We start from the raw sequence: 23,349 nt of genomic DNA, 5'->3' as shown, positions 1-23,349 counted from the left end.
AGCGAATGATGTGATGCCGTGACGGAGACCACCCGGGTTAGCGCGGGCAATCCAGCCCACGAAGCCAACGCTCGTTTCGGGCAAGATTGCCCGAGCTACTTCCCCTGCTTCTTCCGCTTCTCCTTCCTGCCTTCCTTGCGTTTTTCCTCGCCGTTCCAACGCTGGTCCTCCCAGCGTGGGGGCTGCATGGTGGCGTTCCACTGGTCGAAGAGCTTTTGCAGGGCCTGAGCTTTCGCGGGCTCCGTGGCGGTGAGGTCGGTCTGCTCGCCGGGGTCGGTGCGCAGATTGACGAGCATGGGCTGCATGTCCTTGCCGGCTTTGACGAGCTTCCAGTCTCCCTGACGCACGGCCTGCTGGACGCCAAAGCGGAAGTAGAGCTCGCGCGGGGCGAGGTGGTCGGTCTTGCCCTCCAGCAGGGGGAGGAGGTTCACACCGTCGAGCGGGATGCTGGTGCTGGCGCCTGCAGCGGCGAGGGCGGTGGGCAGCACATCGAGCTGGATCACGGGCTCGTCGCTCACACGAGCTGCGGGGATGCGGCCCTTCCAGGCAGCGAGCCAGGAGACGCGGATGCCGCCCTCCCACACGAACCACTTGTGCCCGCGCAGGCCGCCCATCTCGGCGTTTTGATAGGCGCCGCCGTTGTCGCTGAGGAGGAAGATGAGGGTGTTTTCCTCCAGCTTGAGCTCACGCAGCCTGGCCATGACGGTGCCGACGGCTTCGTCCGCCTCGGCGGCGAGCGCGGCGTAGGGGGCGTCGTGCTTGGAGAGGTGCTTGAACTTCTCCAGCCACTTTTCCGAGGCGACGTGCGGGGAATGCACGGCGTTGAAGGACATGAGGAGGAACCAGGGCCTGTCGCGGTTTGACTCGATGAAGGCCGCCGACTCCCGCGCATACACGGGGGAGGTGACGGGTTCTCCAGGCATCTCCTGGACGAGGTCTTTGCCACGGTAAAAGGAGGGGCCTTTGCCTTCGCCGAGATTTCCCACCGTGCCCATGGCGTAGTCAAAGCCGCGTGCGGCCGGCATGAACTCGGCGCTGGTGTCTCCGAGGTGCCATTTGCCGATGATGCCGGTGGTGTAGCCGGCGGATTTGAGATGCTGGGCGATGGTGGTCTCGCTGAGGAGGAGTTCGCGGCCTGCCCTGGTGGGGTTGGCGTCATGACCGGTGCGGGCCTGATAGCGGCCGGTGATGAGGCCGACGCGGCCGGGAGAGCATACGCAGCCTGAGGAGTAGCCCTGGGTGAAGCGCACGCCGCCTGCGGCGAGCGCATCCATGTGGGGCGTGGGGGCCATCTTTCCGCCGTAGGCGCCTGGCTGCGCCCAGCCCATGTCATCGAGATAAAAGATGAGGATGTTGGGCCGGCTGGCCTCCGCCGCCGTGGCGGAGAGAGGGGCGAGGATGGAGAGGAGAAACAGCGGCAGGAGTGCGGAGAACTTCATGTGAGCGCTCTCCGAACGACGAGGCGGGCAGAATGTATCAGCGGATCACGCTTTGGCGGAGCGGAGGCGGAGGTGAGCGGCCTGAGTCACGGCGGCGGCCAGCTCATCGAGCTGCTCGCGGTCGGTGAGTTTCTGGTTGTGGGCGTCCTGGACGTAGATGGCGTCAATGGCGACGCCTTTTTCGGTGCTGATGCGTGCGTGGGTGACGTTGTGCCCGAGGCAGCCGATGGCCATGAAGATGTCATACAAAAGCCCCAGACGGTCCACGAGCTGGAGCTCCAGCACGGTCTGGTCGGGGGAGAGGTTGTTGTTGACGTAGATGCGCTGCGGGATTTCGGCGCCGATCTCATCGAGCATGGTGATGGACTTGCCGAGCTTCTGGGTGATGGCTTCGCTGAAGTCGAACATCTGCCCGCTGAAGGCCTTGCGGACGGACTCCTCGATGCGGTTGCGGGCGCTTTTGGTGGTGACGGCGGCGAAGTTGGTGTTGCAGACGCGGAAGGTGTCGAGCACGAGGTGGTCGGCGCGCTGGTAGAGGTCTGCGCTGAGGATGTTGATGCTTTCGGCGGCGAGGGCGCCGGAGATGCGCGCGAGGAGCAGGTGGCGGTCCCAGCAGACGACGGTGAGCTCGCTGTAGCCCTGGTCCACGTGGTCCACCCAGGCCATGACGGGGAGGAGACCGGCGGCGGCCTCCTCGCGGATGAGCTGCTCAAAGAACTGGCGGAACTGGCGGAGGTGGGTGGCGATGAGGTCGGCCTCGCGGAAATTGAAGTAGGAGGGCGGCATGTGGCGGAAGTGGGCGTCCACCTCCGCCTCGTAGCCGGAGCCGAGCAGGCGCTGGACCTGCTTTTGGAGGTCCTCCAGAGGGACCTGCACCTGGCGCATGAAGTCCGCCGGTGCATTCATGAAGCGCAGGGCGCTGTGGTAGAGCTGGCGGATGGAGGCCTCCTTGTAGCCGGACCAGCTCTTGTCGCTGGTGCCTTTGGAGTCCGCGTAGGTCATGAGGAGCAGGGTGTCCAGATTTTCCTTGGTGCGGACGATGTTGACGAAGTCCTCGATGACCTGAGGATCATCGAGGCTTTTCGTGGTGGCGGTGCGGTACATCAGGAGGTGGTTGTCCACCAGGAAGAGGAGCAGGCGGCGGCGCTCCCCTTTGACCTGGAGGCGGCGGGCCACGGCGGCGGCGAGGGTGGTGCTTTCGTCGCTGTGCGTCTTTTTGTTGGCGGCGCGTCCGGCGTCGTGCAGGAGGAGGGCGAGGTAGAGCACGTAGGGCTGCTGGAGATCGTGAAAGAGCTGCTGGAAGAGCTCCACGCCCTTGAGGCTGGGGTCGCTGAGCTCGTCGAGCTTGTCGAGGGTGCGGAGGGTGTGCTCGTCTGCGGTGTAGAGGTGGAAGAACTCATGCTGCACCAGGGTGGTGAGCGCGCCAAACTCGGGCATGTAGCGGCCGAGGAAGCCCACGCGGTGCATCTGCCGGAGGGTGCGGGCGGCATCTCCCTTGTTGGAAAGGATGGTCTCGAAGGTCTCGCGGTTGGCCTTGCTGTAGCGGAAGCTGGTGTCCACGAGGCGGAAGTTGTCCTGGATGAGCTGGAAGAGGTCCGGGCTGAGGCGGAGGTGGCGCTGCTGAGTGTGGAGGAAGAGGCGCATGAGGCGCTCCGGGTCATCCTTGAAAATGGAGGGGCCGTCGGCGTAAACGCGCTCGTGCTTGCGCTGGAAGCCGTCAAAGCTCTCCTGCTGCTTTTCCGCCTTGCGGCGTGCCATGAAGTTCATGAGCTTGCCCTTGCTGCTGGTCTCCAGCGCCTGGAGGTGGAAGCGGTCCATGACCTCGTTGCTGCGCTGGAGGATGTCGCGGGTGGCGGTGTAATACTCGTGCATCAGCGCCTCGATGCGGCGGAGGATGCGCTTGTGGCGGTAGCCGAGATTGGTGGCCACGGGGCCCTGGAGGCGGAGCGTGAGCAGGTCCTCGGCGCGCTTTTCGGTGTAGTGCATCTCATTGCGCACCCGGAGGATGAAGTCGTAGCCCTGCTCGACCTCCTTCCAGCCAGCCTTGGAGATGAGGCCGAGATTCACGAGATCCTTCGGGTTCAGCGTGCGGTGGCGGGCGTAGGTCATCCAGATGAGGTTCTGGTAGTCGCGGAGGCCGCCGCAGCCGTTTTTCACATGCGGCTCCTGCACGAAGGGGGTGTTTTCGTAGCGGGTGTGGCGTGTGTTCAGGTCGATCTGCCGCAGCCTGAGGAAGTCCGCCTCCTGGCCGTCCATGCACTCCTTGTCAAAACGCGCGCGGAATTCCTCATAGGCCTGCTTCTGGCCGGTGATGAAGCGGGCCTCCATGAGGGCGGTCTTGGTCTCCATGTTGTCGTTGGCGAGCTTGATGCATTCGCCCACGGAGCGGGAGCCGTGGCCCACCTTGAACTTGAGATCGTAGAAGTAGAGGAGGTAGTCGCGGATGAGCTGGACCACGTCAGTGGAGACCTTGCCGCTGTTTCCGGGAAACATGAAGGTGAGGTCCACATCGCTGCCGGGGCTCATGACGCGGCGGCCATAACCGCCATGGGCGATCACGCTGACGTTGAGCTTGGCACGGGCTGCGGCCGGGAGGGCGGCCACGCTTTCATCCCAGAGGATGCGCACCAGGAGGTCGATCATGTCCGAGCGCATGCGGCAGATCTCCGCGCCGCTGAAGCTGCCGGTGCGGTGGCGCTGCTTGATGCGCTGCTCCTTGATCTTGAGGAAGCGCCTGGCCTGGCGCAGGGTCTCGGCGCGCCCACGCGGCAGTTTGTCCTCAGGCGGGAAAAATTTCTGCGCGCTCTTGTTCAGGTGGCGCAGGTAGTCGCGTTCGGTCATCGCAGCGGAGGTCAGTAGGTGATCAAAGAGTGAACCGGACCGGGGCCGCTGACCTTTTCCCGCCCGCCGAGGAAGGCCAGCTCAATGAAGAAGGTGCTGCCAAGCACCCTGCCGCCCGCCTGGCCGATGAGATGCAGGGCGGCTGCGGCGGTGCCGCCGGTGGCGAGCAGATCGTCCGCGAGCAGGACCGTTTCCCCGGGGGTGATGGCGTCGAGGTGCATCTCGACGGAATTCGTGCCGTATTCAAGAGCGTAATCAACGCCCCGTGTCTGCCAGGGGAGCTTGCCCTTCTTGCGCACCGGAATGAAGCCCGCGCCGAGGCGTGCGGCGATGAGCGCGCCAAAGATGAAGCCGCGCGCGTCGATGCCGACCACCTTGTCCACCTTGGTGATGCCGGTGGCCTCGATCATGCCATCAATCGTCTGTGCGAGGAGGGCGGGATTGGCCAGCACGGGGGTGATGTCCTTGAAGAGAATGCCAGGTTTGGGGAAATCCGGCACGTCGCGGATCGTGCGACGGATGCTGTCGAGGGTGTCTGGGGCCATGCCCTGCGATCATGGAGGAGATGCGCGGATGCGCAAGCGATGGGAACATTGCGCCCGGAATTGCCTTCACCCTTGCAGAAACGCCGTAAGCCCGCGAGTATCCGCCCCCCGATCCGATGCCGTCCTCCCAGCAACTGCTTCTAGCCGCCACGCTCCTGTTTGTGAGCGCGGTCGTGCAGGCATTGCTGGCGCTGAAGGCGGGAGCCTGGAGGCAGGGGCGGGCGCAGTTTGTGCTGATGGCGCTGGGATTTGCGCTGCAGACGGGCTTCATCTACCTGCGCGGGGAGGAGGTGCGGCAGTGCCCCATCCGCAGCCTGCCGGACATCCTGGTCTTCATCGCATGGAGCATCGTGCTGCTCTATTTTCTCGTGGGGCCGGCTTTCCGGCTTTCGCTGCTGGGGGTCTTCACGGCGCCGCTGGTCACCCTGATGCAGGGGATGGCGTTTGGGAACGGCTTCGCGCCCTACCCGCCGAAGGGGCCCATCAATGCGCTGGTGGAGCTGCACATCGCGCTGGCGCTGATCTCTTACGCGGCCTTTGCCCTGGCGTGCATCACCGGGGTGATGTACCTGATCCAGGAGCGGCTGCTGAAGCGCCATCAGATCGGCGGACTGTTTTACCAACTGCCGCCCATTCAGGGGCTGGCGCAGGCCATCCAGCGCCTGGTGCGGCTGGGACTGCTGCTGCTGAGCATCGCGCTGGGCATCTCCTTTGCGCTGCACCTGCCGATGACGAAGACCGGGCACGTGGTCTTCGCGTGGACGGTGTGGGGGCTGTATGCGGTGATCTCCTTTCTGATGTGGAAACACTTCACCTCGCCCCGCCGGACGGCCTGGCTGGCGGTCGTCGGCTTCATCCTGCCGTTCATTTCCCTGTGGATCGTGACACATGCCTGAGCCGACGGACAAGCGCAGCGGCCTCGTCTGTGTGGGCCTGAACTACAAAACCACCCCGGTGGAGGTGCGTGAGCGCCTGGCCTTTCCCGAGACGCAGGTGCCGGACGCCGTGCAGCAGGTGAGCGGGCTGCCGGGATTTGAGGAATGCGTGGTGCTGAGCACCTGCAACCGTGTGGAGCTCTATGCCACCCATGGGCTGGCCAGCGGCAAGGACGGCCACGCTGCGCTGCGCGACTACCTGGTGCGCCGCTTTGAGCTGCAGCCCGAGCATGCCGAGGCGCTGGTGCTGTACAACCTCGACTCCGCCGAGGCGGCGCGGCATCTCTTCCGCGTGGTGAGCGGCCTGGACTCCATGGTGCTGGGAGAGACGGAAATCTTTGGCCAGGTGAAGGCGGCGTACAAGCTGGCGCTGGACACCGGCACGACCAGCCGCGCGCTGAACAAGCTCTTTCAGCAGGCCTTCACCGTGGGCAAAAAGGTGCGCAACGAGACCACCATCCAGCGCGGCTCCACAAGCGTGGGCAGCGTGGCGGTGGACCTGGCGGAAAAGGTGCACGACCTCAAGGAATGCCGTGTCATGCTGGTGGGCGCCGGGGAAATGAGCCGCACCTGCGCGCAGAGCCTGCTCTCGCGTGGCGCCAAGAGCATCATCGTCTCCAACCGCAGCTACGACAAGGCCGTGGAGCTGGCCACGGAGATGAAGGGCACCGCGATGAAATTCGACGAATGGGAGAACGCCCTGCATGAGGTGGACGTGATCATTTCGAGCACCAGCGCGCCGCATTTCGTCATCAAGCCCGAGCAGATCGAGCAGGTGATGCGCAAGCGCCGCTGGGAGCCGCTGCTGATCATCGACATCGCCGTGCCGCGAGATGTGGACCCGGCGGTGAACAACATCGAGGGCGTGTATCTCTACGACATCGACGCCCTGCAGGCCATCGCTGACGAAGGCCGCCGCGAGCGCGAGCGGCAGCTGGCCTCCTGCGAACGAATCATTGAAGAGCAGCTGGAAAAATACGGCTTTCTCACCCCTCCTGGGCACTCCCAGCAAAGCTTTCTCGTTTCATGAGCATCTCCAAAATCATCCTCGGCACCCGTGGCAGCGAACTGGCCCTGACACAGACCACCATGGTCACCGCCGCGCTGCAGTCCGCGCACCCGCACCTGCAGATCGAGCGCCAGATCATCCAAACCAGCGGTGACAAGCGTCAGGATCTGCGTTTTTCCGAGTTCAGCGATGTGGCGCAGGTGGACAAGGGCATCTTCATCAAGGAGCTGGAAATCGCGCTGGCAGACAAGCAGATCGACGCCGCCGTGCACAGCCTCAAGGACGTGCCCAGCGACCTCGCCGCCGGATTCACCATCGCCGCCGTGCTCCCGCGTGCGGCCATTGAGGACGTGCTCGTTAGCGCGCATCCCTACACGCTCGAAACGCTGCCCCAGGGTGCGCGTGTGGGCACCAGCAGCGTGCGCCGTGCCGCGCAGCTCAAGTTTCTGCGCCCGGATGTGGAGATCGTGGAGATCCGTGGCAACGTGCCCACGCGTGTGAAGAAGGTGCTGGGAGAAAACGCGCTGGATGCCGTGCTGCTGGCCGCCGCCGGCCTGCTGCGCCTGGGCCTGCTGAATGCGAACCTGAGCCGCATCCACATCGACACGCACACGCTCTACGGTCTGGTGCTCGACCCCGTGAAATTTCTCCCCGCCGCCGGGCAGGGCGCCATCGCCATCGAATGCCGCGCGGGAGATGAGGCCGCCATCGCCGCGATCCGTGCGCTGAACGATGCCGAAACGGAAGCCCGTATCACCGCTGAGCGCGAGTTTTTGAAGATCCTCGGCGCCGGCTGCCAGACCCCCGTGGGTGCGCATACGTGGATCGCCGAAGGGGAGCTGCACATGAGCGTGCGCGTCTTCAACGAAGCCGATCTTTCCCTGCCGCCTGTGGAGCGCGAGGCCAAGCGCCCCGTGGCTGAGGCTGCGCAGCTCGCGAAGGACCTGGCGGGGATGCTGCCGTAAAGCGCCACCCCATGCTGTGAAGAAGGCGCAGCCGCAGCGTGCGATTCGCGGCCCGTTTTGTAATCCGCCGTGATGGCTGAATAGATCCTGAGGACCTGCGTCGGACTCAGTGACTATGAAAACGAAATTGCTGCTTTTCTGCACCGCCGTGCTTGCCCTGGGCTCGCTGAGCTCCTGTGTCGATCCCTACTGTGGAGGCGGCTATGGTTACGGCTACGGCCGCTCCTACTACCGCCCGTCATACCACAGCGGCTACGGCTACTCGCGGTACAGCCATGGCTATCGCCCACATTCTTACGGCCACGGTTACGGTCACGGGAGCCACCACGGCGGCTATGGAGGCGGGCATCACCACTGAGCCCCCTAGCCAGAACCTCCGCACTCCGCGATCCGCCGGGAGATGAAGGCGCGCTCCACGGGAAGGGTGGCGAGCTTGTGGGCCTGCCTGAAATCGGCGAGCGCAGTCTCGGTCTGGCCGAGCTCGGCTGCGAAGGTGCCACGGATGGCGTGGTAGAGATGGGAGATCTCCAGCAGGCTGCGCTGCCTGATGCTCTGAAGGGCATCTAGCCCGGCCTGCGGGCCATGCACACGCGCCACGGCCACGGCGCGGTTCATGGCGGTGACTGGAGAGCCGGTGATGGCGAGGAGCTGATCGTAGAGATGCAAGATGCGCGGCCAGTCGGTGGAGGAAGCCGTGGCCGCCAGGCAATGCGTGGCGGCGATGCTGGCCTCGATGTGATACACGCTGAGCACGCCACCCTGCGAGGCCTGGTGCAGGCAGGCAATGCCGCGCCGGATCATGGCCTGATCCCAGGCCGAGCGGTCCTGCTCATGCAGGCGCAGGAGGTGCCCCGCATCATCGGTGCGCGTGTGCAGGCGTGCGGCATTGAGCAGCAGGAGCGAAAGAAGGGCGAGGGCGCGTGGCTCCTGGGTGGAGGGATGCTCGGTAACCAGCGTGAGAAGCCGGATGGCCTCGTGGCAGAGGTCATCGCGCACGAGGCGGTCGCCGGTGGAGGCTTTGTAGCCTTCATTGAAAAGCAGGTAGAGGGTGTGCAGCACACCGCCTAGGCGTGCGGAGAGCTCCGCCGGCTCCGGCACGGCAAAGGGGAGCGCGAGCTCGCGGATGCGCTGCCGTGCGCGCACCAGGCGCTTGGCCACTGCGGCCTCGCTGGTGAGGAAGGCGGCGGCGATCTCGGCAGGGCTGAAGCCGCAGAGCGTGCGCAACGCCAGCGCCGTCTGCGCCTCTGCTGCGAGCTCAGGATGAAAGCAGACGAACATCATGCGGAGTGTGTCGTCGGCAAAGGTTTCGTGCTTCATGTCTTGGGCCGGTGAGGCAAGCCAGCGCGCCTGCTCCGCGGCGATGCCGTCCTGCTTTTCGTTCCAGAGCTGCTCACGCTGCAGGGCATTGAGCGCGAGGTTCTTCGCCACCTGCGTGAGCCATGCGGCGGGATTTTCAGGCACGCCACGGTATGACCAGGTCTGCAGCGCGCGCAGCAGGGCCTCCTGCACCACATCCTCCGCCAGCTGCAGCCGGTGTGTACCGAGGCGCGCGGTGAGCGTGGCGACCACCTTCGCGCCTTCGTGGCGAAAGAAGTGGGCGGCCACCTCACCTGCACTGGTGCCCTGCCGGCTCATGGCTCAGTCACAGGTGAGCGCGGCGATGCGGCGGACCTCCAGGCTGCCACCGTTGCCAAACATGGGAGATGACTCGGCAATGCGCACGGCTTCGTCCATCGATGCCACATTGAGGATGAAGAAGCCGCCCACGGACTCCTTGGATTCAGCGGCGATGCCGTCTGACACGAGGCCGGGACCGGAGACGATTTTTCCCTCCGGGGTCAGCGGCTGTGCGGCGCTGAAGATGCCTTTTTGGGTGAGGTCATCGATCCAGTCATAGACCGTCTTCATGTGGGCCTGCATTTCTTCGGCGGAGTGTCCGGCGCTGCATGAGCAGCCGCGGACGAGAAACATGTACTGATGGGTGGGTTCGGTTTTCATGGGTCTGAGCAGATGGGGCGAAGTTTGAGCGAGGATTTGTGGCGCAGGTGTTTCAGCAGCAGCTTCGCTGCGCAAATGATCCATGCGCTGATGCAAAGCACGGTGAGGGAGCGCATGAGGATGTGTGCTGAAGCGTAGGACATCGTGAAGCCGGTGCCGAGCGCCACATACGCCGCGAGGCACATGGGGCACTTGGGCATCAGAGCGAGCACCGTGCCCGGGAGCAGCCAGCCGGCAACTTTTCTCATGCGCCCAGCAGGTCTCGTGCTCTGACAGCAGCGCCGGAAGCTCATGCTCTGGCCTCCTCAGAGCGGCAGCCGCATTTGGAGGTTGTGCCAGAGTCATAGCGGTCGTGGTGGCGCACCCACTGCATGGTCCATTCGAGGCTGTCCTCGTCACGGCCTTTCGGCACCAGATCGAGAATGCGGTAGGTGCCCATCATGAGCTCCACGCCACGGCCATACACCGAGTAGGTGTGGTAGATGGTGCCATCGGTCTCCTTTTGGAAAACGCTGATGCCAGGCGCCTCCGTGCTGCCAAAGGGCTGCGCGGTGTAGTTGTAGTCCACCTTGCCGCTCTCCACCTCCTGCTCCGTGAACGAGACGTGGAAGTCGTGGTTGAAGTCGCTGCCGTGGGAGGACACCCAGCCGAAGCTCCAGCCCATGCGTTTCTTGAAGGACTCGATCTCCGCCAGCGGCGCACGGGAGACGGCCAGCATCGTGACATCTCGCGCGGCCAGGTGCGGCAGCATGCCGTCGGTGTGGTCGGCCATGTAGGAGCAGCTGGGGCAGCCCTCCTCCCAGCCGGGCCCGAGCATGAAGTGCTGGATGACGAGCTGGCTCTTTCCGCAGAAGAGATCCGCCAGCGAAACGCGGCCACCGCTGCTTTCGAACCGATAGTCCTTGTCGATCTTCACCCAGGGGAGGGCGCGACGCTTGGCGCTGATGGCGTCCATCTGCCGGGTGAGCTGCTTTTCCTCCGCGAGGAGCGCCTTCCGGGCTTCAAGCCATTCGGCCCGCGATGCGATGGTGTGTTTCGTTTTCATGGTCGTTGGTGGTGGGGGAGTGTGCGTGTTCGTTTTTGGTTTGTCCCGGTCTGCTGCAGCGTTCCGTTCAATGACACGACCAACGAACCCGCCCGCCGAGGACAGGGGAGGACAAGATTTATGAAAATGTTTTCCTGAGGCCGTGGCGGATGGCGACCATGTGATCAAAGACGGCCACGCCTGGAAGCGCTGACAGCTCCAGAAGACACTGCCTCACCGAAACAGCCTGGGCGCAAACTCCGTGAGATAATTGCGCCACACGGGCCACGAGTGATCTCCCGGTGTTTCATGCCATTCGTGATTCACGCCGGTGGTCTTGAGTTTTTCGATGAGCTGGTGGTTGCGCTCGAGCAGGAAATCTTTCTCTCCGCAGGCGATCCAGAGAAGCTTGAGTCTGGCGTTGGTGCCGGTGGCGTCATCGAGGGCGGGTTTGATCTCATTTTCATCCACCGCGCCGCTGAAGGAGCCGATCCAGGCGAAGCGGTCGAGGCTGGTCATGCCGATGCTGAGGGCCTGCCAGCCGCCCATGCTGAGGCCGGCGAGGGCGCGCTGCGAGGGGTCTTTGGAGACACGGTAGTGACTTTCCACGAGGGGGACGGCATCGGTGAAGAGTTCGTTTTTAAACGCAGCGAGCGAGAGGGCGCGGCGGTCGGCCATGTCACGCGGCACCTGGCCGAGGGGGTGGCCGTCGATCATGAGGATGATCATGGGCCTGGCTTTGCCGGCGGCGATGAGGTTGTCGAGGATCCAGTGCGCCTTGCCGTGCTGCACCCAGGTCTCGTGGCGGTCGCCGGAGCCGTGCTGCAGGACGAAGAGCGGGTACTCCTTCTGTGTGCCTGCTTCATAGCCGGGCGGGGTGTACACCCAGGCGCTGCGCTGCTTGTTGAGGGCTTTGGAAAGGTAGGTGTGCTGGTGCACGGTGCCGTGGGGCACGTCCTGAAAGTCCCAGGGATTGGGCGGTGTGCCGGGAATGTGCAGGATGCTGGAGGTGGGGCTGCGCTGCGGCTTTTGCGCGGGATTGGCGGGGTCGATCATCGTAAGGCCGTCAACCATGAAGCTGTACTCCCAGACACCTGCGGGGACAGCCGGCAGGGTGAGGGTCCAGAGTCCTTCGGCGTCTTTGGTCAGTTCGGCGGGTTCCTTGTTCCACTGGCCACGCAGGGCCACACTTTGGACTTTCGGCGCGCGCAGGCGGAAGGTGACGCTGTGATTTTCCAGCACTTCGGGCGAAATGACCGGCCCGTTTTTCTGCTGTGCGAGGGCGGTGCTGGCAGTGACAAAGACAAAGGCGAGACCGGGAAGGAGCTTCATGGTGAGGCGATGCTGGCATGAAGGGCGGCGGATGGGAAGCGTGAATGCAGCGCCGGGGTGGGCCGGGAGGAGGCATTATTTTTGAATGCTGCCGACGGGGTGGCGTCGAATTCAGGTGAACCCAATGCGATTATGAAAACAAAACTCCTTTTCCTCCTCATAGCGATCCTCTCGCTGGGGTCGCTCAGTTCGTGCTATTACGGCGGCTACGGGTACGGCTACAACTACTACCGGCCGTGGTACTACGGCGGCGGGTACGGCATTTACAACAACTACTACGGCAGGCCGGGCTACGCCTATGGCGGATACCGCGGGCCTCTGTACAGCCACGCCCACCCCGGCTTTGGCGGCTTCCATGGCGGCGGCATCAGCGGCCATTACGGCAGTTTTGGCGGCCACATGGGAGGCTTTCACGGGGGCGGCTTTGGCGGTCACCACCACTAACCAAAATCGGCGGACGACCTAGGGCGCCAAAGTTGTATTTTCTGACTCACCTGTCATTGCTTGCTGTGCCTGAAGAGATCCGGATGGATCTCATGCGAACCACTGCCCCCATGAAAACCAAACTGCTTGCTCTCCTGACGGTCGTTCTTTCTCTCAGCACCTTCAGTGCGTGCATGACTACCCCGAGCAGGAACGATGATGATGGTCCTCGTGTTCGCCGCAGCTTGGGTGGTTATCGTGGAGGCGGCCAGGGGGGAGGCTTTGGCGGGAACTTCGGCGGCTTCTAGAACGTGATGTCTGAGATGGCTCTCCGGAGAATGATCTCCGGGCCGCCGTGCAGCTATTCCAGCTCCTGCTTTGCGAGAGTGTGCGCAAAGGGGCTGGTGGAGGCGAGGTTGTACTGACGGATGGCGGTGGCCCAGAAGGGGGCCAGCTCATGGTCGGCGGCGCTCCAGATGCTGTAGTGCAGATTGGTGACGGTGTCGGTGTCGTGCATGAGCGCCTTGAGCTCCTGGGCATTGAGCGTCTGAGGCCCCTGGGTGATGAGCCTGTGGCTGATCTCCTTGAGGTAGGCGGATGACACCTCGATGGTGCGGCGGCGGCGCAGCAGGCTGACGTGGAGGCCGTTCACGTAGGGGTCCAGGCAGACCTGCATGAGGCCGTAGTGGCGCTCCAGCTCCGGGGGGAGCTGGCTGCGGTCTTTGATCTCCTCCAGATTTTGCTGCATGGTCTTCAGCACGGTGGGCGGCTCGTGCTCCTCCGGTGTGAGGAAGAGGCCGAGGCGCCGCCCGCTGCGACCGCTGGAAACGAGGGCGGCCACGAGGATGGAGATGACCAGGGAGAAGAGGATGGGGCTGATCCAGATGAGGAAGGCCTTGGAGACAAACCAGCCGACCACCGCCCAGGCGAGGCCGAGCAGCGTGACGCTGAGGAAGGTGAAGAGGATCTCGCTCCAGTTCAGGCCGCCATCAATTTTGCGGCGCTGGGTGACCCAGCTGACGCTTTTGCCGATGAGCGTGTACACCACGAAGCGCGAATGGAAAATCATGAGCACCGGAGCCATGAGGGTGAAGACCACGGTGTCGAGGAGGCTGCTGAAGAAGGTGAGGAAGCGCAGCCGGAGCGGCTTGAACATGCGGCCGGTGATGACTTCATCCAGCAGGATGACGGTCTTGGGCAGGAAGATGAGCATGGCGGTGACGGCCAGAAGAATGTGCTCGGCCAGGATGGCCTGCGGCTGCACGTGCGGCGTGCGGGTGGCGGCCAGGAAGGTGGCCAGCACCAGGAAGAAGAACCACAGCAGCGAGCTGACGTAGCTGAGGATGCCGTGGAGGAAATTGATGCGGCTCATCGGGTGCCAGCCTTTGGCAAAGAGCAGCCACAGGTGCTGCATGTTGCCCTGGCACCAGCGGCGGTCGCGCTTGAGCATGTCCACCAGCGTGGGGGGGCCTTCCTCATAGCTGCCGCGCGTGGTGGGCAGCAGGCGCACGGCGTAGCCGGCTTTGCGCATGAGCGCGGCCTCGACGAAGTCATGGCTGAGGATGTGGCCGCCGAAGGGGGCGTTTGCAGGCAGGGGCGGCAGCGCGCAGTGCTCGATGAAGGGTGCGAGGCGCAGGATGGCGTTGTGCCCCCAGAAATTGGCCTCGCCACACTGCCAGTAGTCGAGCCCGGCCATGAAGGGCGGGCCATAGAGGGCCTGGGCAAACTGCATGACGCGCCCGAGCAGCGTGTCTGCGGCGATCTGCTTCGGAAACGTCTGCACGATGCCGATGCCGGGATTCTTTTCCATGATGCGCACCATGTTGGTGAGCAGTGCGCCGGACATGAGGCTGTCCGCGTCGAGCACGACCATGTAGCGGTAGCGTTTGCCCCAGCGGCGGCAGAAGTCGGAGACGTTGCCGCTCTTGCGGTTGATCTGCTTGCGGCGGCGGCGGTAGAAGATGCGGCCGAAGGCCTTGAGCTGGCGGCAGAGCTCCAGCCAGGCGGTCTCCTCCTCGATCCACTGGCTGGCCTTGTCGGAGTCGCTGAGGATGAAAAAGTCAAAGTGCTTGGACTGCCCGGTGGCCTCCAGGGAGAGGTAGATGGAGCGCAGGCCCTCATAGACGCGCGTCACATCCTCATTGAAGACGGGCATGATGATGGCGGTGCTGGCCGTGATGGGCTGCTCGAAGTCATCCGCGCTGAGGGAGAGCCAGAGATTGAGCGGGTCCGGCTTGGGGCGGTTCATCAGCCACACGCCAAAGAGCGCGGTCCAGAAGCCGACATTGAGCTGGTAATACAGGGGGATGAAGACCAGCAGCAGGCCCCATTCGGAAAGGCGCATGCCGTTTTCCGAGAGGAAGATGTAGGAAAGCCAGGCGCCCACGATGGTGCCGAGGCCGACGAGGGAGAAAAAGGTGGCGCGGCGTGTGCGTGATACGTGCTTGGGCGGCATGCCGGCGGTCATCGCAATGTTCGCGGTCTGGCTGCCAACGGGGGTGCTCATCCGAAGAGGGAGTAAAGGTAGCCCAAGACGCTGCCGACAATGATGACGAGCACCGAGTAGCGCAGGATGGGATGACGGCCGAGGCGGTCAAAGGTGTCGTCGGCCACGTCGGTGAACATGCCGAGGTCGATGTCACGCGGGGTCATCTTGCTGACCTGCATGCCGGGGCCGGAGGTACGGATGGCGGAGCGCATGGCCTCGGCCATGTCTTCGGGCATGTTCTTCTCGTCCAGAAAGAACTGCGGCCAGCGCGAAGGGCCGCCGGCGAGGTGGAAGCCGAGGCGGCCCGTGGCCTCGAGCTGAGCTTCGTTGAGATTGAGGTCGCTGTAGATGGAGCCGAGCCACTCGCGCAGCATCACCCGGGCCTGCTCGATGGAGTGAGCCGTGGGCGTGCGCGTGGGATCCTTCGCATGGGCCTTGGCCGCGTTGCGCAGGGTTTCGAGAATGAGCTGCGTGCGGCGGATGCGGTTGTGAAGCTGATACGAGCGGAAATAATCCGCGAGGCGTGCATACGCCTCGTTCCATTCTTCCTCGGTGCCTGTCGCGGGGGCAAACTGAATGTTGACTGCTTCCATGGAGGTTCAAATCCGAACCGCATGGAGAATGCGCAGTTTTGATGCCGTGGAAAGCCCGGGATTGCGGTTTCCGCATTTTTGATCTTGTCAGCGCCAGGAGGCAGGCAACCGGGCAGAATGAATGCCTCCGCAACGCCCTACGCGATGACTTCCTGGATCAGGCGGCCGCCGTTGACGATGTCCACCGGACGCACGTTTTCGACGACGATGCGCTTGCTGGCGTTGATACCGAGCAGGCGGTACATCGTGCGGGCGAGGTCTTCGGGGCCGACGGGGTTTTCATCGGGCTCGCCGCCGAGGGCGTCGGACTTGCCATAGACGAAGCCTTTCTTCACGCCGCCACCGGCCATGGCCACGGAGAAGACGCGCGGGTAGTGGTCGCGGCCGTTGGTGCTGTTGATGCGCGGGGTGCGGCCAAACTCGGAGCTGACGAGCACGAGCGTGGTGTCGAGCATGCCGCGCTCATCGAGGTCTTTGATGAGGCGTGCAAAGGCCACGTCAAACTGCGGGGCCTGGCTTTCAAAGGCGCTCTTGATGTTGGAGTGGTGGTCCCAGCTGCCGAAGTTGACAGAGACCATGCGCACGCCTGCCTCGACGAGACGGCGGGAGAGCAGGAAGCGCTGGCCTGCGGCGTTGCGGCCGTACTCGTCGCGCAGCTTGTCGGGCTCGGCGTTGAGATTGAAGGCTTCGCGGGCCTTGTCAGAGCTGATGAGCTTGTAGGCGGCCTGGTAGAAATTGTCCATGGCGCTGAGGCCGTCGGATTTCTCCGTGGTACGGAAGTGCTCGTCCACGGCGGAGAGGAGATTGCGGCGGCGGTCAAAACGCTTCGCATCAACATCCTTTGGCGAGGCGAGATCGCGCACAGTGAAGCCTCTGTCCGCCGGATCGCTGCCGAGGGCAAAGGGGCCGTAGGCGCTGCTCATGTAGCCGCTGCCCTGGTCGGGCGCGATCATGTTGGGGACGGCGACGTAGGGCGGCAGGTTGTTGCGCGGCCCCTGCTCGTGCGAGATGATGGAGCCGAAGCTGGGGAATTTGATGGCCGGGCTGGGACGGTAGCCGGTGAACATGTTGTGCGTGCCGCGCTCGTGGGCCGCCTCCCCATGCGTGACGGAGCGGATGAGCGTGATCTTGTCGAGGATCTTGGCGATGTTGACAAACTGACCGCCGACGTACTCGCCGGTGGAGCCTTTCACCGGACTGAAAGGCCCGCGGTAATCGGGCGAGGCAAAGGGCTTGGGATCCCAGGACTCATGCTGCGCCATGCCGCCGGGGAGATAGATATGGATGATGGAGGTGGCGATGGGCTTGTAGCTTTCCACCGCCGGCATGGCCAGATCCGCCGCCTGCAGCTTGAGCAGATTGGGCAGGGTGAGGCCCAGCCCGGCCATGGCACCCACCTGCAAGAAGTCACGCCGACCCTGAGGGGTGGTGAAAAGGTTGCTGTGATTGCCGGAGCAGAGACGGTGCATTTTCATGGGACGGATGAGGTGAGTTAACACCCGAACCTACCACGGGAGAGAGGGGCATGTTGCGCCCGCAGGCCACTCTGCCAAGACAGGCGCAATGATGCGCAAGGGAGGCGCAAGGGGTGGGGAAACCCCCGCTCACTCCCACCCGCGCAGCTTCACATGCACCTGGGCCACGCGGCCCATGTAGTGGTCCATGGAGAAATCCTTCGCGGCTTTGAGCATGTGCGCCTTTGCCTTCTCGTTGTCCCCCGTGGCTTCATAGTAGAGGCCGAGGTAGAGGTGGGCGTAGCAGCGGTGATTGCGCAGGCGTTCGCCTTCACCCTCCTCGGCGGCTTTCAGCACGGCCTCCTCGCTGCCTTTGCCGGCGAAAAGTTCGTGCACCTGCTTCATGGGGATGCGGCTGTCGCCTTCGATGGGGATGAAGACCTTGCGTGCCGCCTCCACGCCCTCTCCTTTGGCGATGCAGAGGAAGTGCCACGCGGCGTTTTCCACGTCGTTGCCGTTCACCGTCTGGTGCACTTCAAACTGCTCGCGTCCGCCTTTGAAATCGCCCGCATAGTAGAGCGAGAGCCCGCGCTGCCAGAGCTGCGGCTTGGAATCCGGCACCAGCGCGATGAGCTTGTCGAACGCCGCCACGGATTCCTTTGGCTTTGCGGCAAAGAAGAAGTCCACGCCCTGGCGGAAGAGCTCGTTGGGCGTGTCTTCGGCGCGGAGCAGCGATGGAAGAACAAGGGCGGTGATGAGGGCTAGCAGAGGCTTCATGGGGATTTACAGAACATGACACAAGACGTCATGAACTCATGCAACCATGCAGACGGACGCAAGATGTCATCCGTGCCACATCAGGGGCGGCGGCGCCTCACCGCACAAAGCGCCAGCCCCATCAGCACCAGCACCGCGCGGCCGGGCTCCGGCACGACGACGTAGATGCGGCCGTCGGTGGCGAACTGGCTGACATCCCACTGCAGGCCGCCGGCCAGGGCGGGGAGAAGGCTGATGTCGGTGAAGTTCACGCTGCGGTTTCCGGTGGTGACGACATTCCAGTCCACCAGCTGGAACCAGGTGCCTTCGGTCCAGGTGGTGGAAAGGGTGCCGGTGTTGTTGCTGAGGGTGAGCGTGCCGCCGAGGGTGATCTGCTCATTGGAGAGGAACTTGAGGGTGTCGCTGTTGCTCGCACTGCCGGAGCCGAGGGTCACGCTGAAGAGATTGAAGCTCAGCGTGCCGCTGCTGGTGAGGCCGCCGTAGATGTCCAGGCGCTGGGCGGCGGTCTGCGTGCTGGTGCCGGGAGCGAGGGTGCCACCGACATTGACCAGATTCAGGGTGCCGGCCACGCCGACGATGCCATTGCCTGCCAGGGTGCCGCCGCTGTTCACAGTAAAGCCGCCACTGCCGAGAGTGGCGGTGCTCTGGCCGGTGTTGCCGGAGCCAACCTGCAGCACGCCGCCATTCACCACAGTGCCACCGGTGAAAGTGCTGACGCCGGTGAGCACCTGCGTGCCGGTGCCGGTCTTGACCAGCGCGAGTTTTGCGCCTGTGGCACCGTCTCCGGTGTAGGTGGACTCGTTCATGGAGGCGTTGCCCGCTGGCAGTGCGCCGTAGTCGCGCAGCACGCCGGCGAAGTTCCCATTCGCACCACCATTCCCCACCGTCAGGGTGGCGGTGGTGCCGGCGCGGTTGTTCTGCACAAAGTGGTTGGTGGCGCTGCTGCCGTTGAGCGCGCCGATGCTTTGGCTGGTGCCAAAGAGATCGAGGATGCCAATGTTTGCTGCCGTGGTGAAGTTGAAGTCATTGCTGCCTGCGCCCAGGGTGCCGCTGGCGGAACCGTCTGACATGCGAATGATGCCGCGGATGAGGTTCACCGCGCCGGTGAAGTCGTTGGCGGAGTTGGTCAGCGTGAGCACGCTGTAGCGGTCGGTGGGCGTGGTGTTGTTGTAGTTGTAAGTGCCGGTGCTGCCCTGGTATTCAAAGCCGCCCGCACCCGTGAGCTTGCCGGTGATCTTGATGTCGCGGCTGACGCCGCTGCTGTTGAAGCGGTTGGCGGCGATGGCGTTGTTGTCCATCAGCGTCACCTGCCCGGCGAGGGTGAAGGTGCGTGGCACGAGGCCGTTGGTGGGCTCGCCTTCATACTGCACGATGCCGCCATTGAGCGTGATCTTCTTGGTGATGGTGCCGGAGCTGCTGTAGCGCCGCAGCTCACCACGGAACAGCGTGGCGCCAGGCTTGCTGGCCTCGACGATGATGCTGTAGTTGTCGTCGCCGAAGTAGGTGCTGTCCGCATAGACGTGGGCCTGCTCGATGTAGATGTCCCGCACGTTCTGCGCGTTTCCTGCGGTGCTGACCGCCCAGCTCAGGCCGTTGGCGTTGACGAAGGTGATGTTGTAGCCGTTGGCATTGATGGCCGTGATGCCCCAGCGCGCTCCGGTGCTCAGGTAGCGGCCGGCAAAGGTGGTGTCTCCCGTCATGGTGATGAGGCTGAAGGGGGACGATGTCATGCTGGCAGCGCCCGAGGAGACCACCGCGCCGACGTAGCCGCCTGCGATGGTGCCGGAGGAATCTGCAACGCCCTTCCCTTCCACCAGCAGGTTGTACTTCACGGAGCTGTAGTTGCTGGCGTCCGCCCAGTTCACATCCAGCGTGGCACCGTTCTTGACGGTGATCTGCGAGCCGTTGGCTCCAAAAGGATTGGTGGCGTTCACAGCGGTGGCACCGCTTTTCAGAATACCAGCCTCTACCACGGTGCCGCCGGTGTAGCTGCTGCCTGCGGCCACGGTGAGGATGCCGGTACCCAGCTTGGTCAGGCCGCTGCTGCCGCTCAGCGCGGTGTCCAGCGTCACATTGAAGCCGTTCGTGTCCAGCCTCGCCATGTACCCGTAGTTAAGCGGGGCAAACAGGCTGGAATAGCCGCCGGTGATGGCCGCACCGTACCTGAGGGTGCCACCTTCAAACACCACCTTGCTGGTGCCAAAGGCGGCAGTCGTCGTCGCGAGCACCGTGCCCCCCTGCAGGCGGGTGACACCGCTATAGGTGTTGGCACCGCGCAGCTCCAGCACGCCGTCGCCAGTCTTGATCAGGCCACCGGTGACAGTGCCGGTCACATAGCTGCCTACGGTGCCGATGATGATGCCGTTCACCACGATGGGGGAGGTGGCGTCTGCATACCACTCCTTCTCGGTGCCGGTGAGGTCCACGGTGAGGCCGCTGCCCAAGGTGAACGTGGTGCCGCTGGTGTTGGACACCACGCGGTTCGTGCCGCTCAGGGTGAGCACGCTGCCGTTGGCAGAGTCAATCGTGGTGATGGTGCCGGTGGCGGACTGGAAAAGACTGCTGGCGGAGATGTTTTCGACCACACTGAGGGAGTTCGACGCACCGTTGCTGAAGACAGCGTTGGCACCTGTGACCCACTCCTGCAGCGAGACACCTGCGACGCCAGCATCATCCCAGGCGAGGTAACCTGGGGTCGTCTTCCACTCGGCGGTTCCGGTGAAGGAATCTGCGGGGTCGAACACTAGAGTCGGGGTGGCGGCTTTGGCGACGACGTAGATGCGGCCTTCAGTGGCGAGGCGGGAGAAATCCCACTGCACGAGTCCGCTGTTCAACGCGGGCAGCACCCAGCTGGCGGTGTTGTCCAGTGCCACGCTGCGGTTGCCCAAAGCAACATTGCCAAAATCAAACAACTGGAACCAGGTGCCCGCCGCCCAGGTGGTGGAGTCTCCCGCGCCCGCCTTGACGGTGATGTTGAGCACGCCGGTGCTGCCGAGGCTGAAAGAGGAACCTGCGAGAAAGGTGAGGAAGTCGCTGTTGGCCAGGCTGCCGGAGCCGCTGCTGGCGCCCCAGAGGTCAAAGGAAAGCGTGCCGGCCACATTCAGCGTGCCGTCCACGGTGAGGTACTGCAGCCCGGTCTGGGTGGAGGTGCCGACGCTGAGGGTGCCGCCCGAGGCGATGGTGCTGGTGAGTCCGGCGAAGCCGACGATGCCGTTGCCCTGCAGCATGCCGCCATTGTTCACGGTGAAGGAGCCAAAGCCCAAGCGTGCGGTGCTCTGCCCGGTGGCACCGGTGCCGATCTGCAAGGAGCCGCCGTTGATGGTGGTGCCACCGGTGTAGGTGCTCACATTGGTCAGCACCTGCTGGCCCGCGCCGGTCTTCACGAGGGCGAGTCTGGCGTTCGTGGCACCTTCGTTGGTGATGGCCGTGTTGTCTGCGGGCAGTGCGGCGTAGTCACGCAGCACGCCGGCAAAGCTGCCGCTGGCGCCGCCACTCCCCACGGTGAGGGTGGAGGTGGTGTTCTGCCGGTTGTTCTGGACAAAATGGAAGGTGGCGCTGGCACCGTTCAACGCGCCGATGCTCTGGCTGGTGCCAAACAAGTCGAGGATGGCCGGGGCGGTGGTGGTGTTGAAGCTGAAGTCATTGCTGCCGCCGCCGAGCTTGCCGCTGGCGGTGCCGTCGGACATGCGGATGACGCCGCTGTCCAGCTTGATGGTGCCGGTGAAGTTGTTGGTGCTGTTGGTGAGGTACAGCACGCTGTAGCGATTGATGGTGGCGGAGGTGGTGTAGGTGGGGTCCCAGTCCGTGAGCGCAGCGGTGGCACCGATGTAGCGGAAACCGCCTGAGCCGGTGATCTGGCCGGTCACCTTGGCATCACGCACGGAATAGGTGGCGGAGATGCGGTTGTCAGCCAGCGCCGAGACATTCAGCGTCATCTGGCCGCTCAGCGTGAAGGTGGAAACCGCACCGTAGTCGATCTTCACCCCGCTGGAACCCTGATAACCCTCCAGCGCCACCAGGCCGCCGGTGATGACGGTCTTCTTGGCCACCGTGCGGGTGCCCAGCCAGTTCCCCAGCTCGCCCCAGATGGTGGTCGAGCCCAGCGTGTTGGCATTGATGTAAATGGAAAAATTGTTGTCGCCGAAGTTGTCCTGGTCCGCCCACAGGCGGCCCTGCTCCAGGCGGATGTCTCCCACATACACGTTGTTGGCGGCGGCTCCGCGCCAGCTTACGGCGTTGCCGTTCACAATCGTGAGCGTGTAATACTGGTTGGCGATGACATTGCCGCCGGAGTCGCGCACGCGGGCGTCGATGTTGGCCGGCACACCATAGCGCGTGCCGGTGGTGCCAAGTCGGCCGGAGATGGTGGTGTCTCCGGTGAGGAGCATGCTGCTGAAGGCTGTGGAGGTGTTGTTGTAGCTGCCGGAGGAGGTGAGCGCACCGACGTAGCCGCCGAAGACGGTGCCAGAGGTGTCCGCCACGCCCTTGCCCTCGATGGTGAGCTGATACGTTGAGGCGTAGTTGGCGGCGTTGGTCCAGTTGAGGTCCAGCGTGGCGCCGTTTTTCACGGTGATCATGCTGCCATTGGCACCAAACGGATTGGCCCCCGTGCCCGCACCGCTGCTCAGGATGCCCGCCTCCACTGTGGTGCCGCCGGTGTAGGTGCTGCCTGCCGTCGTGGTGAGGATGCCGCTGCCCTGCTTGACCAGGCCGCCGGTGCCGGTGATCGCACTGCCGAGGGTGATGCTGAAGCCGTTGGTGTCGAGAATAGCGGCGCTGCCAGAGAGCGCGGCAAACTGGGTGGAAAGGCCGCCGGTGATGGCCGCGCCGTAGCGCAGCGTGCCGCCCTGAAACGTCAGCGTGCTGGTGCCCAGCGCGGTGGCATTTCCCACCTGCAGCACGCCGGCGCTGAGATAGGTGGCGCCGGAGTAATTGTTCGCTGCATTGAGCTGCAACACGCCTGCGCCTTCCTTGATCAGCCCGCCGCTCAGCGCGCCGCTGAGCGTGGCATTGACGATGATGTTGGAGCCGCTCGCTGCATTCCACCTTTGCGCCGCTCCTCCGGTGGCCGGGTTCTGCTGGATGGTGAGGCCGGAGGCAAAGGTGAGGTCTGCCCCGCTGCTGTTGGCCACCACCGGATTCGCACCGCCACCGGAAAGCGTGAGCGTCTGGCCGCTGCCGCCGATGGTCGTCTTCGTCCCGGCTCCGGACTGGCTGATGGATGCTGCATTGATGGCCTCGGTCAGCGTGACCAGATTGGCGGCGTTGCCATTGGAAAACTCGGCGCTGCTGGTGGAGATCCACACGCTGGGCGTGCCGGAATCTGTCCAGGCCTGCTCAGAGGTGTTCCAGTTGGCTGTGCCGTCCAAGTCTGCATATACCAGCACCGCCGCAGGTGCGGCGGTTTGGGCAAGCAGAAGGCTGGAGGCGGAGAATGCGAGGACGAGGCGACGAAGACGCGAAACGACGGACATGGGGGCTTTTTCGGAATGCGCGGGGGACGCGCAGTGGGGGAGGGGACTTTCG

General features: G+C 64.0%; 18 protein-coding genes. 5 read left to right on the top strand and 13 right to left on the bottom strand.

The features are described from left to right. Positions 1-95: 95 nt before the first annotated feature. From ACZ5WW_RS15840 to ACZ5WW_RS15830, 3 genes are read right to left on the bottom strand one after another with little or no spacing between them, the layout of a single operon-like run. Positions 96-1,439 carry a sulfatase-like hydrolase/transferase gene (locus tag ACZ5WW_RS15840; protein WP_377166533.1) on the bottom strand — a complete coding sequence of 448 codons (1,344 nt, stop codon included), beginning with the start codon at positions 1,437-1,439 and terminating at the stop codon, positions 96-98. Positions 1,440-1,484: 45 nt separating this feature from the next. Then, positions 1,485-4,280 (bottom strand): [protein-PII] uridylyltransferase, encoded by a 2,796-nt coding sequence (gene glnD, locus ACZ5WW_RS15835; RefSeq protein ID WP_377166535.1) that lies wholly within the window; start codon positions 4,278-4,280, stop codon positions 1,485-1,487. 11 nt (positions 4,281-4,291) lie between these two features. Further along, positions 4,292-4,825, bottom strand: a complete 534-nt coding sequence (locus ACZ5WW_RS15830; protein WP_377166537.1) for an adenine phosphoribosyltransferase — start codon at positions 4,823-4,825, stop codon at positions 4,292-4,294. 116 nt (positions 4,826-4,941) lie between these two features. Here ACZ5WW_RS15830 and ccsA point away from each other — a divergent pair, with 116 nt between their 5' ends. From ccsA to ACZ5WW_RS15810, 4 genes are all read left to right on the top strand, one after another. Then, positions 4,942-5,721 carry a cytochrome c biogenesis protein CcsA gene (ccsA, locus tag ACZ5WW_RS15825; protein WP_377166539.1) on the top strand — a complete coding sequence of 260 codons (780 nt, stop codon included), beginning with the start codon at positions 4,942-4,944 and terminating at the stop codon, positions 5,719-5,721. Beyond that, a complete protein-coding gene (gene hemA / locus ACZ5WW_RS15820; RefSeq protein ID WP_377166541.1) occupies positions 5,714-6,790 on the top strand; it encodes a glutamyl-tRNA reductase in 1,077 nt (358 codons plus the stop codon). The genes ccsA and hemA overlap by 8 nt, the downstream gene beginning before the upstream one ends. After that, positions 6,787-7,734: a hydroxymethylbilane synthase gene (gene hemC / locus ACZ5WW_RS15815; RefSeq protein WP_377166543.1), complete on the top strand. Its 948-nt coding sequence runs from the start codon at positions 6,787-6,789 to the stop codon at positions 7,732-7,734. Before hemA ends, hemC begins: the two co-directional genes overlap by 4 nt. A 115-nt stretch (positions 7,735-7,849) precedes the next feature. Then, positions 7,850-8,092 carry a hypothetical protein gene (locus ACZ5WW_RS15810; protein WP_377166545.1) on the top strand — a complete coding sequence of 81 codons (243 nt, stop codon included), beginning with the start codon at positions 7,850-7,852 and terminating at the stop codon, positions 8,090-8,092. A 5-nt stretch (positions 8,093-8,097) separates the two neighbouring features. On the opposite strand, the gene ACZ5WW_RS15805 is transcribed toward ACZ5WW_RS15810, so the two are convergent. From ACZ5WW_RS15805 to ACZ5WW_RS15785, 5 genes are all read right to left on the bottom strand, one after another. Continuing rightward, positions 8,098-9,369: an RNA polymerase sigma factor gene (locus ACZ5WW_RS15805; protein ID WP_377166547.1), complete on the bottom strand. Its 1,272-nt coding sequence runs from the start codon at positions 9,367-9,369 to the stop codon at positions 8,098-8,100. Between the two features lie 3 nt (positions 9,370-9,372). Beyond that, positions 9,373-9,732 carry a YciI family protein gene (locus ACZ5WW_RS15800; protein WP_377166549.1) on the bottom strand — a complete coding sequence of 120 codons (360 nt, stop codon included), beginning with the start codon at positions 9,730-9,732 and terminating at the stop codon, positions 9,373-9,375. Then, positions 9,729-9,980, bottom strand: a complete 252-nt coding sequence (locus ACZ5WW_RS15795; protein WP_377166551.1) for a hypothetical protein — start codon at positions 9,978-9,980, stop codon at positions 9,729-9,731. The genes ACZ5WW_RS15800 and ACZ5WW_RS15795 overlap by 4 nt, the downstream gene beginning before the upstream one ends. Positions 9,981-10,021: 41 nt before the next feature. Next, positions 10,022-10,777, bottom strand: a complete 756-nt coding sequence (locus ACZ5WW_RS15790; RefSeq protein WP_377166553.1) for a DUF899 domain-containing protein — start codon at positions 10,775-10,777, stop codon at positions 10,022-10,024. A gap of 213 nt (positions 10,778-10,990) precedes the next feature. Next, positions 10,991-12,088 carry an alpha/beta hydrolase-fold protein gene (locus tag ACZ5WW_RS15785; protein ID WP_377166555.1) on the bottom strand — a complete coding sequence of 366 codons (1,098 nt, stop codon included), beginning with the start codon at positions 12,086-12,088 and terminating at the stop codon, positions 10,991-10,993. Between the two features lie 132 nt (positions 12,089-12,220). Here ACZ5WW_RS15785 and ACZ5WW_RS15780 point away from each other — a divergent pair, with 132 nt between their 5' ends. Next, positions 12,221-12,532, top strand: a complete 312-nt coding sequence (locus tag ACZ5WW_RS15780) for a hypothetical protein (RefSeq protein ID WP_377166557.1) — start codon at positions 12,221-12,223, stop codon at positions 12,530-12,532. Between the two features lie 340 nt (positions 12,533-12,872). Here the strand turns inward: ACZ5WW_RS15780 and mdoH are convergent, their stop codons facing one another. The 5 genes from mdoH to ACZ5WW_RS15755 all read right to left on the bottom strand — a co-directional run bounded on the left by mdoH (position 12,873) and on the right by ACZ5WW_RS15755 (position 23,297). After that, a complete protein-coding gene (mdoH, locus tag ACZ5WW_RS15775; RefSeq protein ID WP_377166559.1) occupies positions 12,873-15,017 on the bottom strand; it encodes a glucans biosynthesis glucosyltransferase MdoH in 2,145 nt (714 codons plus the stop codon). Then, positions 15,014-15,592 carry a hypothetical protein gene (locus tag ACZ5WW_RS15770; RefSeq protein ID WP_377166561.1) on the bottom strand — a complete coding sequence of 193 codons (579 nt, stop codon included), beginning with the start codon at positions 15,590-15,592 and terminating at the stop codon, positions 15,014-15,016. The genes mdoH and ACZ5WW_RS15770 overlap by 4 nt, the downstream gene beginning before the upstream one ends. Positions 15,593-15,729: 137 nt before the next feature. Continuing rightward, positions 15,730-17,067, bottom strand: a complete 1,338-nt coding sequence (locus ACZ5WW_RS15765; RefSeq protein ID WP_377166563.1) for a DUF1501 domain-containing protein — start codon at positions 17,065-17,067, stop codon at positions 15,730-15,732. Positions 17,068-17,196: 129 nt separating this feature from the next. Beyond that, complete coding sequence (locus ACZ5WW_RS15760) at positions 17,197-17,823, bottom strand: tetratricopeptide repeat protein (RefSeq protein ID WP_377166565.1); 627 nt, start codon at positions 17,821-17,823, stop codon at positions 17,197-17,199. Positions 17,824-17,903: 80 nt separating this feature from the next. Beyond that, the gene (locus tag ACZ5WW_RS15755) at positions 17,904-23,297 is read right to left on the bottom strand and encodes a beta strand repeat-containing protein (RefSeq protein ID WP_377166567.1); all 5,394 of its coding nucleotides are present in this window, start codon (positions 23,295-23,297) and stop codon (positions 17,904-17,906) included. Positions 23,298-23,349: the final 52 nt, after the last annotated feature.

The organism is Prosthecobacter fluviatilis (assembly GCF_055388355.1).
Note: the sequence above shows the minus strand (reverse complement) of the source record. Positions and strands in the feature narration are given on the sequence as shown.